Raw genomic sequence first — 12,709 nt, 5'->3', positions numbered from 1 at the left:
GGGTGGGCGGGTTTGCAAATCATTCCACCGTGACGCTCTTGGCCAGATTCCGGGGTTTATCCACGTCGCAGCCTCGCAGCACGGCCATATAATAGGCAAACAGCTGCAGCGGCACAATCAGCTGAAGGGGCATGAAGATATCCTCGTATTCATCCAGACGGACGATATAGTCGGCAATCCCCTCCGGCACCACCGCATCCTTTGTGGTAAACAGCAGCACCTTGGCGCCGCGGCTCTTGGTCTCCTTGGCGTTGGAGAGGGTCTTTTCGTAGACGTTGTGCTGGGTGGCCAGGGCGATCACCGGTACCCCATCGGTCACCAGGCTGATGGTGCCGTGCTTGAGTTCTCCCGCCGCATAGGCGTCGGAATGAACATAGCTGATTTCCTTCAGCTTGAGGCTGCCCTCCAGGGACAGGGAGTAGTCAAACCCCCGGCCAATGAAAAAGCAGCTCTGAGTATTTACAAACAGGCTAGCCAGATATTTGATATACTCACAGTCATCCAGTCGGGGCTTGACGACTTCCGGCACCCGCTGAAGCTCGGCGGTGTAGCGGCGGGTTTCGGCCTCGTCCAGGGTGCCGCGGGCATAGGCCAGCCGCAGGGCGAACAGGTACAGCACGCACATCTGTACCATATAAGCCTTGGTGGAGGCCACCGCAATTTCCGGCCCCGCATAGGTGTACATAACGTAATCCGCCGCCCGTGCAATGGAGCTGCCCACCACATTGACGATGGCCAGCACCGGCACGCCGCGGCTCTTGGCCAGCTTGAGGGCCGCCAGGGTGTCGCTGGTCTCTCCCGACTGGCTGATGATGACCACCAGGTCCTCGGGGTTGAGGATGGGGTCCCGATAGCGGAACTCGCTGGCGATGTCCACCTCCGCCGGCAGGCGGGCCAGCTTTTCGATGGCGGCCTTGCCCACCATGCCGGCATGCATGGCGGTGCCGCAGGCCACCAGATGAACCCGCCGGATGGCGGCCAGCCGCGCGTCGGTCAGGTCCGGGATGCGCAGGTCCGGCATTCCCTGCTCCACCCGGGGTCCCACGGTTGCAGCAATGGCGGCGGGCTGCTCGTTGATTTCCTTGAGCATAAAGTGGGGGTATCCGCCCTTTTCGGCGGCCTCCACGTCCCAGTCGGCGGTGAGGCGTTCCCGCTGAACCGGCTGCCCCAGCTCGTCATAGAAGGCCACGCCGTCCGCCTTGCAGACCACCATGTCCCCTTCTTCCAGGACGCTGTAGCTGCGGGTGTATTTCAGGATGGCGGGGATATCCGACGCCAGGAAGTTCTCCCCTTCCCCGTAGCCCACAATCAGGGGGCTTTCCCGCCGGACGGCGAACAGGGTATCGGGGAAATCCCGGAACAGCACCGCCAGGGCGTAGCTGCCCCGGACCCGGGCCAGGGCCTCGGTCAGGGCTTTCAGGGGCTCGCCCTGGTAGCAGCTGTCAATCAGTTTGACCAGGACCTCGGTGTCGGTCTCGCTGACAAACGTATAGTTTTTGGCCTCCAGCATCTCTTTCAGGGCGCCATAGTTCTCGATGATGCCGTTGTGGACGATGCTCACATAGGGGGTGGAATGGGGATGGCTGTTGACGTCGCTGGGTTCCCCGTGGGTGGCCCAGCGGGTATGGCCGATGCCGCAGTGGCTCACCGGCAATCCTGCGGCGGTTTCCTGGGCCAGTTTGGCCCGGAGCGCGGTCAAACGTCCCTTGGTCTTGACCACCCGAATGGCGTCGGGGGTTTCCAGAGCCACCCCGGCCGAATCATAGCCGCGGTACTCCAGTTTGGTCAGACCATCCAGCAATACATCCTGGGCGCAGCGGGCGCCCACATAGCCTACAATGCCACACATAAGCAAAACACCTCCATGGCCGGCAGGCCCCCTGTTTTCAGGACCTGCTCAGCCTCCCAGGGGGGCCAGAGGCCGCCCCTACGATTGTATTCACGGTATGGCTTGCTTTGAAGAGATCTGTTGCGGTATTGCTGCCGTTTTTTGCTCTTCTCTCTCGGCTGGTACAGCCATCAGCCGGAAGAACATCCGCCGAATCTTTCGATGATCCTTCCCCTCGTCACCCTCACGGCTGTCACCCGCGTGGCCCGGCGCTTTTTGTCAACTAAAAGTACACATTCCTTCTTTCCATCCTGTTTGTATTTTATCGTTTTCCCAGCATCTTATGAAGCCGGGGCTGCCACACCAGCCGGTACAGCCGCAGCAGATTGGCCAGGGCCCGGTCGAACAGCAAAAAGGCCACGTTTCCGATCAGCAGGGTCACCGCCGCCATCACCAGGGCCGCGGCCTGCAGTTCATCGGCCATCTGCCCCCCGGGGAAAAACACCAGCAGCACCCCGTACAGCACAAGGACCGAACCGTTGCAGAGCAGCAGTTTGGCCCCCACCCGCACCACGGCGGGCCGCAGGCGGTCCAGCCGGGATTTCACCAGCGGGTAATACCCCAGCAGCGCCACAAAGAACAGGGCCGTCTCCTTGTCGGGGACAAAGAACAGCCCCAACAGGCTGGCGGCCCCGTAGGTGGTCCAGGCGTAGCGCGAACCGCATTCCTCGTTCACCACCCCTATGAAAATGCCCCCGGCAGCGGGGGCAATGAACATGGCGACGGGAATGATGGCCCCCAGGAGCATCAGCACCACCGAGAAGGCCACAGCCATCCCGCACAGTGCAATCGACCAGCTCGGATTTTTGCGTTGTTTCATGAAGGAAGCTCCCAATTCAGATCCCAGGAGCCGTGCTCCAGGGGGTCCACGGTATCCCGCAGGCCCAGGACCATGATGTTGTCCAAGAGGGTACGGTTCAGTTTCACGTCCATCAGGGTGTACACCCGGGACAGATCGTTGATGGCGGCAATGGCCTGGCGGCGGGCGTTTTCCTTGGCGGCTTCGCCGCTGAGGCCGTTGGCCAGAAAGACATTGTACCGGTCCTCTTTCTGGTCCAGGTGATGGCGGGCGGCCTTATCCAGCAGATAAAAGGCCTTGCCGATGCAGCTGCCAATGTACCGCATATTTTTGCGCTGGACGGCGTCGTCGGGGGCCAGCACCGAAAACAGGGCCCCGTAGACGTTGCTCATGGGTTCCGAGGCCACTGCATAGTTCTGGCCCCGCAGCTGATGCTGGGCCACCGCCTGGGCCCGCTGCTGATAGAAAATCCGTTCCAGGGCGGGTTCCTCCTGTACAGCCTTGCGGTAGGCCCGGTAGAGGGCCATACGCTGGATCAGCCGCTGCACCTTCAGACGGAGGGGCAGTTCGGCAGGGCGGCGGTCCTGGAGGCGGTGCCAGCTCATCAGCACCTCAATCTGGGCGGCCAGCCGGATGCCCCGGGTCTGGCACATCACCGGCACCCGTTCCAGGCTGCCGGGGAGGCGGATTTCCTGACAGGTGGCCTGGCGGCCCGCCAGGCTGTCGGACAGCAGGGCCAGGGCCGCCCCGGCCCCCTTGCACCGCAGCAGGCTGAACGCAAACAGGCCGTACTCGAGATACAGCTGGTACTTCACGCCGCGCCGATAGCGCAGATAGGTATTATAATCCCGAATGGTAAGCTCCGGCAGATAAGGGTGGAGTCTGCCTGTCATCATGGCCCACTGCCTCCGTTATACTGTGCCCGCAAACGCGGGTTCATCACCAATCCACGCGCAGGGTGCGCCGCCGGTTCCCGCCCCTCGGCCGCGAGGAAGCCGCACCTGCGCAGCGCACCGCTGGATTCAAGAATGGGTCCCGGTTCTGCCTGCCCTGCCCCGGCCCGCGGCGCCCTCCAGGGCGCCTGGGGCCCGGTTTTTGCCGCCTGCAGGGCAGCCCGGGTCGTAACTTTCTATTAGTATAATCGATTTTGTGTCCAGATGCAATTCCTATTTCAAAACTCTTTGCATTTGTCCCGGAAAAGATCCGGTTTCAGCCGTTCCACCCGATGGTTTTTAACCAAAATCCGTTCTTTTTTGCTGTCTCAATTTCTTGATTTATTTTTCCCTGTTTTGAGCAGTCATTTGTCCCGGGATTGCCTTGTTTCAACAGGTTTTTCGGCTCAGCGGCCGCCGTTGGAGCTGTGGGGATGAGCCCGCCGGCCGTCAAACCCTTCCTTGGCCATGGGGCGGGCGGCCTTGGCGCCGGGGGCGCTGTAATACATATAGACCTGACAGGGAATCATGCCGTTGTACATCTTGCGGCGCTTGGTGGCGCGGTGGCCGTAGTGGGCCTCAAACTCCATATCGGCGGTGATGACATAGACGCCGGCGCAGGGATGGGCCTCCATCTGGCGGCCAAAGGTCTGGGCCAGACGGGCAGCCCCCTCGATGGTGCTCATCCGCTCGCCATAGGGAGGGTTGGTCAGGACGATGGCCTCGGACTGGGGCGCAAACGCCGCCACGTCCGCCACCTCAAAGTGGCAGCGCTTGTCCACGCCGGCCAGGCGGGCATTGGCCCGGGCCAGCTCCACGGCGGCGGGGTCCAGGTCATAGCCGAAGCCCTCAAAGGCGGCGTCCTGCTTGATTTCCTCCAGGGCCTTCCGGCGCTGCTCGGCCCACACCGACGCCGGCACAAAGCTGTAGCGCTCGGCGGCGAACCGGCGCTGGAGGCCGGGGGCAATATTCATGGCCTTCTGGGCCGCCTCAATGATGAGGGTGCCGCTGCCGCAGAAGGGATCTTCCACCCGGCTGTCCCGGCGCACCCGGCCCAGGTCTGCAATGGTGGCGGCCAGGGTCTCCCGCAGGGGGGCCTCCATGGCGTTGCGGCGGTAGCCCCGCTTGTGCAGGCCCTCGCCGCTGGTGTCCAGCATGATCTCGCACTGGTCCTTCCGCAGCAGGAACTGTACCCGGTACTCGCTGCCGGTCTCGGGCAGGACGGTGGTCTTGTGGCCCTTCATCAGGCGCTTGACGATGGCCTTTTTGATGATGCTCTGGCAGGCGGGCACACTGGACAGCTTGCTGTTCAGGGAGGAACCCTTCACCGGGAAAGCCGCGTCGGCGGGCAGCAGCTCCTCCCAGGGAATGGCGTAGACCCCGTCGAACAGGTCGTCGAAGGTATCGGCCCGGTAGCTGGCCAGCAGGAGCATCACCCGCTCCACCGTGCGCAGGTTCAGGTTGGCGGCGGCGATCAGGTCCGCGCCGCCCCGGAAGGTCAGACGGCCGTCGGTGACCCGCAGGTCCTCGGCGCCCAGACGCTTGAGCTCAAAGCTGGCGGTGGACTCGCAGCCGAAAAAGCAGGGTGCAATCAGTTCAAACTTTGCAGACATGGAGACTTCCTTTCTTTGCAGCAAAACGGGCCCGCCCCGCAGGGGTGCGCGGCAAAGGTTGCCTTGCACAGTTCCCGCTGGGGGCAGGCCCGGATGGTTCTGGTCTGTGGAACAGATCAGCGGCCGCCGCCCCGGCGTCCCCGGGAGGCATAGCCGCCCCGGCGTCCGCCCGACTCGTGGTCGAGATCTGCCATTTTTTCTTCGCTCTGGCTCTTGAATCGGCTCATCATGTCCTCAAAGGACAGGTTGTCGCTCTTGGCCGGCGGGCGGGGCTGCCACACCCGGGGCCCGTCGTCCCGGGGGGGACGCTTGCCGCCCCGCGGGCCGCCGCGGCCATCCCTCGGGCCGGAGGAACGCGCACCGCCGCGGCCGCCGTCCCGTGCCGGACGCTCCGGCGGGGGCAGCAGCTGCTTGATGGACAGGGCGATCTTGCCCTCCGGCGAGATGCTGATGACCTTCACCTTGACCGTCTCGCCCTCATGGAGCACCGCCGCAATGTCCTGCACATAGGCGTTGGACACCTCCGAGATGTGGACCATGCCCACACGCCCCTCAGGCAGCGCCACAAACGCGCCAAAGGGTTTGATGCCGGTGATCCGGCCTTCAAAAATATTACCAACCTCTATCAAAGCTCTATACCCTTTCTTCAGCCCAGAGAGTTCCCGGGCTGCCCGCAAAAGCAGCCCGCCGCAAACAGACGACTTCAGTTGCCCGAGATGTCCACAATGATCCGCTCATTGGGAGCCGCATAACCATAGGAGTCCCGCGCAATCCACTCGACGATTTCGTCGGGGTTGCCGTCCAGAATCCGCTCCAGCTCCTCGTTTTCCGACTTCTGCTGGGCGATCTGCTCGTTCAGGGCGTCCAGCTCCGCCTGTTTGGAGCTGATGGTCACCTGGTTCGAGACATACGCCGCCAGCATGCTGATGAGCAGCAGCACGAAAAACAGGCGGGTGATGCCCCACCAGAGGGTTTTGGTTTTTTTGCGGTTCCGCGCCATCCTGGCTGCCTCCATCCTATGGATTCTCTGTCCACAACCGAATCGTTATACATTCGAATTATACAACAGATGCTCCTCTTTTGGCAAGCTCTTTTTTTGCTTTTCTGCCGCGGTTTTTGCCGCTTTGGCGGCGCGGCGCGCCTCCCGCCGGGCCCGCAGGGCCGCAAAGGCCGGCTGCAGCGCCCGCCGGCCCACCAGGCGGGCCATGGCCAGTCCCGGCCAGAGGGCCAGACGCCAGACCTGCGCCGTCACCGGGGCCAGCAGCCCATGGGCGGCCAGCGCCCCCAGAAATCCCGATGCCACCATGTACCAACGCAGGTTCCCGGCGTCGCTGTAGCCGGCGGCGTAGCTCTGGAGAAAGAGCAGCAGCATCCCCACCAGGGCCATGTCGGGCAGAAACGCTCCCCGGCCCTTCCGGGGTCCCACCGCCCGCAGCGCCCCCACCAGGGTGCCCAGATACAGGCAGCAGAGCATCTCCCGCCCCGCCTGCCAGGGGGCCAGAACCGGCGCCATCAGCGAATCAGGCGGCGCAGCAGGCCGCCCGGGGTCCTGGCCTCGGTGTATTCCAGCGCGTCCACCCGGCCCGACAGTTTGGCCTCGCCCCGCTCCAGGTCCAGAGCGGTGACGCTCAGCTGAGCCCCCGTCAGGTTGAGGACGCAGTCCGCCGTCTCAATCACCGCGTTGTCCGGGTCGCACCGGACCACCCGGCGCACCCCGGTGACCGTCAGGCGGCTACGCTCCTCCAGGATCAGGTTGTGAGGCACCGTCTCGGCCGGTTTGCCGGTCTGTTTTTCCATTGCATCGCCCCCCGCCGCGCATTTCCTGTGATGCAGTCTATGCAGCAGGGGTCCGGGGTTATTCCTCGATGACCTCGTACATCTCCCGGGCCACGTCCTTGGTGCGGGGCTCGGCGTCCGACAGGACCCTCACCTTCACCGGCCGGTTGCCAAAGGTGATTTCGATGACGTCCCCGGGGTTGACGGCGGCGCTGGCCTTGGCCACCTTGCCGTTGATGAGGATGCGGCCGGCGTCGGCCACCTCGTTGGCCACCGTCCGCCGCTTGATGAGGCGGGAAACCTTCAGATATTTATCCAGGCGCATGGTAATTTTCTCCTTTGTCCAAACATACAAAAAGCTGCCGGCTGTCCGCACGGGGCGGACCCTTCCGGCAGCGGGTTCATCGCAGGAACGCAGAGGTCCCGGCCCGTCTTTTCTTACAGGGAGTCCTTCAGAGCCTTGCCCTGCTTGAAGACGATGCTGCGGGATGCAGCGATGGTGATGGGCTCCTGGGTGCGGGGATTGATGCCCTGGCGCTCGGCGCGCTCGCGCACCTCAAAGGTGCCAAAGCCCGAGATGGTGACCTTCTCGCCGCTGGCCAGAGCGCGGCTCAGGGCCTCAAACACAGCGTTCACAGCCTTGTCGGCGTCCTTCTTGGTCATATCGGTGTTTGCTGCAACCTGTGCAGTCAGATCAGCCTTGGTCATAGTTGTACCTCCAAAATCAATTCAATGTTCGGTTCGATCAGCGCCCTGCCCGCCTTCCAGCGTCCGGCAGAATGCCTTGGATGCAAATGTGAGAGCTTCTTCCGCGTCGAGCCCCGCCAGCCGGATGGAATCCACTGCCGCGAACAGCAGTTCCCCGGCCGCCCGGGCCGCCTGATCGGATGGGACATCCCCCTGTGCAGCCGCGCACCAGCGGTCTGCGGCCTGCCGGAGGGTATCCAGGGCCTGTTCCTCGCCGGCGGGACCGATGCCGTGGCCGGCCGCCCGCTTCTGGAGTTTCTGGGCCCGCATGAGGGCCGGCAGGGTGGCGGGAACGGTGTCCAGCTCATCGGCAAGGGTTTGGCGGCCCTTTTCCTTATTTTTGAGCGCATCCCAGCCGTTTATACCGGCATTCTGCGCCGCCGACGACGCGAAAAGGTGCGGATGGCGAAAGACCAGCTTTTCGCACACCTCCCGGCAGATATCCGAGAAGGTGCTGCGGCCCTGTTCTTCCTCCAGCACCGCATGGAACGCCACCTGCATCAGCACATCGCCCAGCTCTTCCCGCAGCATCTGCGGGTCGTCTGCGTCGATGGCCTCCAGGGCCTCGCAGGTCTCTTCGAGGAAGTTTTTGCGGATCGACTGATGGGTCTGGACCTTGTCCCAGGGGCAGCCCTCCTGCGGGTCCCGCAGGATGCGGATGATCTGGACCAGGTCCTCCGCGGTATAGTGCTCCTTTTCAGGCCAGTCGATCATGCAGCGCTCTCCCTTTCTGCCGGAAATACCGGCACAAATCCTAGTTTATTCTACCCTATACTGCGCCAATTTTCAAGCGTTTCGGCCCATTTATCCTAATTTTTCCACATGCAAAAAGCGCTCCCCGGCGGGGAGCGCCTCTGTAGGACTGGTTTTTACAGCTGTGCGCCGCACTTGGTGCAGAACAGGGCGTCGGGCGCCACTTCTGCACCGCACTGGGGGCAGTACTTCTTGGCGGAGGCATCCGCGGGCGCCGCCTCGGCAGCGGGCTCCTCGGGGGCGGGCTCCTCCTGGACGGGGTCGGCCATGACGTCGGCCAGGTCGGCCTCCACGTCGGCGGCTGCGTGCTCCACCTCGCTGGCCTCAGCGGGGGTCAGCTTGGCTTTCAGCTGACGGTTCTCCTGCTCGATCGAATCAATCATGTCGATGTAGCGGTCCACCAGCGGCTGGTTTTCTTCGTTGCCCTTGGCCAGGCTGTACACCAGGGCGCCCAGCTGACGCTGAGCCTTGCTGATTTTGGCCTGGTTGGACAGGATCTTGGCCTGGGTCTTGCCTTTTTCGGTCAGGTCGTTGGCGACGCTGACACCCAGCTCCACATATTCACGGCTCTTGGCCAGAATGGTATCCTTCCACTTTTCTGCATCCATTTTCAAAGACACCTCGCTTCTCGGTAATCTGCCGGCGGTCCGGGGTGTCGCACCCGGAACGCGGCCTGGTACAGCATCAGTATACCGCACTTTGGACCGGGATGCAACACGTTGCCCGACGCTTTTACAGTTTTGCGGCCTTCCGCCCGCTCACAGAACGCTGGTATAAAATTCCCGCAGCATGGCCCCTTCGGGGATCAGTTCCCGGCTGATGGGGTCCACGTGTTCAAAGCGGCGGGCGGTCTCATCCCACATCTCGGTGTAGCGGCTGTCGGGGGACATCTGGCGCCCCACCTCGGGCAGCAGTCCGGCGATGATAGACAGCTCATAGGTGAAGGCGGTGTCCAGCAAAAAGTCCGCCGTGTTCTTGAAGCCCTTGATATACCGGGTCTCCCCGTCCAGCACCCGGTCCCACATGGCCAGGGTCTTTTCGGGGCTGCGGCCCCGGGCCGCGGCGTCCCGCAGGACCCGGCGGCACAGCCGGATGTCCTGGGTGCTGATGAGCCGCCGGCCCTCCTGGCAGTACTCCTCCCGCAGGCCGGCATAAATCCGGTAGATATGCCCCGAGGGCACCAGGCTGGTAAGGACGGGGTTGAGGGCGTGGATGCCCTCCACAATGCAGACGCCCCCCTGCAGGTCGATGGCCTCGGTCACATCCGAGCGCTGTTCGCGGACAAAGTCGTAGGTGGGCAGGACGGTCTTGTCGGTCTGGCTCAGCTCCTGGAGGCACTGGCGGATCAGGGGCATATCCAGGGTGTCGGGGTGCTCGTAATCCAGGGAGCCGTCCGGCATTTTGGGGTAGTACTCCGACCCGCGGAAGAAATTGTCCAGGCTGATGACCTGGGCGGGGGTGCCCCCGTCCCGCAGGGTGGCGGCCAGTTTGTGGGCGGTGGTGGTTTTGCCGCTGGCGGAGGGGCCGGTGAGCATGATGATCTTGGCCCCCGACTGCCGGATTTTCTTGGCGGCATAGCGCAGGCGGCGGCAGTAGCTGGCCTCGCTGATTTCCACCAGCTGGGCCGGGCTGCGGGCTGCCACGTTGCACAGATCAATCTCCACCAGGCGTTTCGGTACCCAAATCGTAATCATAAAACGCAGACACTCCTTTTTTGCGCTCCAGAACCTCGTCGAAGCGCTGAATGTATTCGTTGGGATACTTGAAGTTGAAGATGCGCTGCATTCGGTGGCCTGCGGTGTCCACCAGTTTGGTGCTGCCGCCGGCCCCCGCCGACAGAATGGTCTGCACTTCCTCCATGATATAGATGTTGTAGTAGCCCTCGCTGCCCGGCTTGCTCCAGCCGACATTTTCGAGGTTCTGGAGGGTGTTTTTCTGGCGGTAGAGGTAATAGGGGCGGTAGCCGGCGGCGGGCAGCAGGCTGCATTTTTCCAGCATGGCGGCCACGTCGGCGTAGGTGTTGTCCTCCTGATCTTCCATCACGATCCGGGAGGCCCGTTTCAGGGTCAGGGTGTGGACGGTGATATTCTCGGGGTCGAGGGCGATGGCGGTTTTCAGGCTGTGCTCAAAGCCCTCCACCGTATCCCCCGGCAAGCCGGCGATCAGGTCCATATTGATATCGGTGTGGCCCGCGGCCCGGGCTGCCGCATAGCAGTCCAGAATATCCTGGGCCGAGTGGCGCCGGCCGATTCGGGCCAGCACCTCATCCGAGAAGGTCTGGGGGTTGATGGAAATGCGGGTGGCGCCGTATTCCTTGATGACCGCCAGCTTTTCGTCGTCGGTGCAGTCGGGGCGGCCCGCCTCCACGGTGTATTCGGCCAGGCCCTCCAGCGGGAACTGGTCCCGCACCGTACCCATCAGCTGGCGCAGCTGGTCCGCCGACAGACTGGTGGGGGTGCCTCCGCCGATGTAGATGCTCTGCAGATGCAGGTCGGCCTTGTCTGCCTCCGCGCGGATGGCCTCCAGCTCCCGGCACAGGCAGTCCACATAGGGCTGGACCAGTTTGCGGTCTCGGTCCAGGTTGCAGCTGACAAAGCTGCAATAGCTGCACCGGGAGGGGCAGAAGGGAATCCCGATGTAGAGGCTGTAGGCTTTGGGCTCCGACCCGCGGCGGAGAATGGGCTCCTGCAGGTCGGCGATGGCCTTGGCCATCCGGTATTTCTCCTCCGAACAGTCGAACCGGCCCAGGAACCACTGGTCGATCTGGGCCTCGGTCCAGCCGGCAGCCCGCTTGTCGTGGATCAGGCGCACCGGGCGGACTCCGGTCATCTTGCCCCAGGGGGGACGCAGGCCGGTCCAGCTGCGGAGCAGGTCATAGGTCAGGCTGGCCAGGGCAAACTCGGGGGTATCCTCCTGGGGCAGCGGGGCGGACGCCCTGCGGCTGGCCCCCTTTTCCCGCACCAGCACCGAGAGGCCCGTGTCGTCCCGGCTGGCCCAGACACAGTCTTCGTCCTCAGCGGGCGGGGTCAGGGTCAGGGGCGCCATGGGGTAAAACAGCCGGACCAGATGTTCCACGTCGTACCCCGACGGCAGGCCGGTAATATAAATCTTCATATTTCAATTCCTTATGAAAGGGCTCCCTTGCAGGCGCTCTTGATATACCAGTTGTTTTTCAGTTCCTGGCCGAAGGTGGACAGTTCCCCGTGGCCCGGCAGGACCTGGGCCTCAGCGGGGATGGGCAGGGCGGCCAGCTTGCGCAGGGAGTCGTTGATCTGGCGGCTGCTGCCGCCGGGCAGGTCGGTGCGGCCGATGCTCCCTGCAAAGAGGGTGTCCCCGGTAAAGAGGTAGTTCTCGCACAGCAGGCAGACGCTGCCGGGGGTATGGCCGGGGGTGTGCCAGACGGTGAAGGACATCTCATCCACCTGGATGACCTCCCCCTCCTCATAGCCGCTGTCCGCCTCCTTCAGGGGGAAGAACTGGCTGTTCTCCACATCGGCGGCCTCGCACCAGAGTTTGGCGCCCCATTTGGCTTTCAGTTCCTCGGCGGCCCCCACATGGTCAAAGTGGCCGTGGGTGCAGAAGATATGGGTCAGGCTGGCGCCCTCTTTCTCCAGAATCTCGTTGTAGTCCGAAGCGGCCGCCGCCGGGTCGATGACCACGCCGTGGCCTGCGTCCGAGATCAGCAGGAAGGTATTGGTGTACATGGGGGCCTGCCCCACTACATGGTATGCCTTCATCTTATTCTCCCTTCTTCCACTCGTCGGTATCCATCACGATGGTGCAGGGGCCCTCGTTCACCAGGGATACCTGCATATCGGCGCCGAATTCCCCGTGCTGGACCTCCTTGAGGCCCTGTTTGCCCATTTCTTCCAGAAACAGCTCATAGGCCTCCACCGACAGGGGCGGCTTGGCGGCCCGGATGAAGCTGGGCCGCATCCCCTTTTTGGTGTCCCCGTACAGGGTGAACTGGGACACCACCAGGGCCGAATATCCATTGTCTTTGGCGCTGCGGTTCAGCTTGCCGTTCTCGTCGTGGAAAATCCGCAGGCCGGCGCACTTTTCCGCAAAGCGGGGCACCATGTCCAGGGTGTCGGCGTCCTTGACCCCGAACAAAATCACCAGCCCGGGGCCGATGGCCCGGGGCTCGCCGCCGTTCACCCGCACGCTGGCGGAGGACACGGCCTGTATCACAGCTCTCATG

At 63.3% G+C, this 12,709-nt stretch carries 16 protein-coding genes; all 16 read right to left on the bottom strand.

Features of this window, described 5'->3' with window-relative positions:
* Positions 1–19 precede the first annotated feature (19 nt).
* The 16 genes from glmS to dtd all read right to left on the bottom strand — a co-directional run bounded on the left by glmS (position 20) and on the right by dtd (position 12,708).
* Complete coding sequence (gene glmS / locus B5E67_RS07520) at positions 20–1,849, bottom strand: glutamine--fructose-6-phosphate transaminase (isomerizing) (RefSeq protein ID WP_087384454.1); 1,830 nt, start codon at positions 1,847–1,849, stop codon at positions 20–22.
* Between the two features lie 301 nt (positions 1,850–2,150).
* Positions 2,151–2,708, bottom strand: coding sequence for a hypothetical protein (locus B5E67_RS07515; RefSeq protein ID WP_087246264.1), 558 nt, complete (start codon positions 2,706–2,708; stop codon positions 2,151–2,153).
* Positions 2,705–3,583, bottom strand: a complete 879-nt coding sequence (locus B5E67_RS07510) for a DUF5685 family protein (RefSeq protein WP_242956863.1) — start codon at positions 3,581–3,583, stop codon at positions 2,705–2,707. The genes B5E67_RS07515 and B5E67_RS07510 overlap by 4 nt, the downstream gene beginning before the upstream one ends.
* Before the next feature lie 443 nt (positions 3,584–4,026).
* A complete protein-coding gene (locus B5E67_RS07505) occupies positions 4,027–5,232 on the bottom strand; it encodes a class I SAM-dependent RNA methyltransferase (RefSeq protein ID WP_087246263.1) in 1,206 nt (401 codons plus the stop codon).
* Between the two features lie 116 nt (positions 5,233–5,348).
* A complete protein-coding gene (locus tag B5E67_RS07500; RefSeq protein ID WP_087246262.1) occupies positions 5,349–5,861 on the bottom strand; it encodes a S1 RNA-binding domain-containing protein in 513 nt (170 codons plus the stop codon).
* 74 nt (positions 5,862–5,935) lie between these two features.
* Entirely contained in the window at positions 5,936–6,232 is a 297-nt protein-coding gene (locus tag B5E67_RS07495) for a septum formation initiator family protein (protein WP_087246261.1), read from the bottom strand.
* Between the two features lie 45 nt (positions 6,233–6,277).
* Complete coding sequence (locus B5E67_RS07490; RefSeq protein WP_087384452.1) at positions 6,278–6,706, bottom strand: hypothetical protein; 429 nt, start codon at positions 6,704–6,706, stop codon at positions 6,278–6,280.
* Between the two features lie 38 nt (positions 6,707–6,744).
* Complete coding sequence (locus tag B5E67_RS07485; protein ID WP_087246259.1) at positions 6,745–7,029, bottom strand: YabP/YqfC family sporulation protein; 285 nt, start codon at positions 7,027–7,029, stop codon at positions 6,745–6,747.
* A 58-nt stretch (positions 7,030–7,087) separates the two neighbouring features.
* On the bottom strand, positions 7,088–7,333 hold the full coding sequence (locus B5E67_RS07480) for an RNA-binding S4 domain-containing protein (RefSeq protein ID WP_087365699.1): 246 nt from the start codon (positions 7,331–7,333) through the stop codon (positions 7,088–7,090).
* Positions 7,334–7,446: 113 nt separating this feature from the next.
* Positions 7,447–7,716 (bottom strand): HU family DNA-binding protein, encoded by a 270-nt coding sequence (locus B5E67_RS07475; RefSeq protein ID WP_087246257.1) that lies wholly within the window; start codon positions 7,714–7,716, stop codon positions 7,447–7,449.
* Positions 7,717–7,737: 21 nt separating this feature from the next.
* A complete protein-coding gene (locus B5E67_RS07470) occupies positions 7,738–8,469 on the bottom strand; it encodes a MazG family protein (protein WP_087384450.1) in 732 nt (243 codons plus the stop codon).
* A 155-nt stretch (positions 8,470–8,624) separates the two neighbouring features.
* Entirely contained in the window at positions 8,625–9,116 is a 492-nt protein-coding gene (locus B5E67_RS07465) for a zinc ribbon domain-containing protein (RefSeq protein ID WP_087384464.1), read from the bottom strand.
* A 150-nt stretch (positions 9,117–9,266) separates the two neighbouring features.
* Positions 9,267–10,202 carry a nucleoside kinase gene (locus tag B5E67_RS07460; protein ID WP_087246255.1) on the bottom strand — a complete coding sequence of 312 codons (936 nt, stop codon included), beginning with the start codon at positions 10,200–10,202 and terminating at the stop codon, positions 9,267–9,269.
* The gene (gene hemZ / locus B5E67_RS07455; RefSeq protein WP_087384447.1) at positions 10,162–11,622 is read right to left on the bottom strand and encodes a coproporphyrinogen dehydrogenase HemZ; all 1,461 of its coding nucleotides are present in this window, start codon (positions 11,620–11,622) and stop codon (positions 10,162–10,164) included. Before hemZ ends, B5E67_RS07460 begins: the two co-directional genes overlap by 41 nt.
* Positions 11,623–11,633: 11 nt before the next feature.
* Positions 11,634–12,245: an MBL fold metallo-hydrolase gene (locus tag B5E67_RS07450; RefSeq protein ID WP_087384445.1), complete on the bottom strand. Its 612-nt coding sequence runs from the start codon at positions 12,243–12,245 to the stop codon at positions 11,634–11,636.
* A gap of 1 nt (position 12,246) precedes the next feature.
* Positions 12,247–12,708 (bottom strand): D-aminoacyl-tRNA deacylase, encoded by a 462-nt coding sequence (dtd, locus tag B5E67_RS07445; protein ID WP_087384442.1) that lies wholly within the window; start codon positions 12,706–12,708, stop codon positions 12,247–12,249.
* Position 12,709 lies beyond the last annotated feature (1 nt).

Source organism: Faecalibacterium sp. An122 (assembly GCF_002160895.1).
Classification (GTDB): Bacteria; Bacillota; Clostridia; order Oscillospirales; family Ruminococcaceae; genus Faecalibacterium.
Note: the sequence above shows the minus strand (reverse complement) of the source record. Positions and strands in the feature narration are given on the sequence as shown.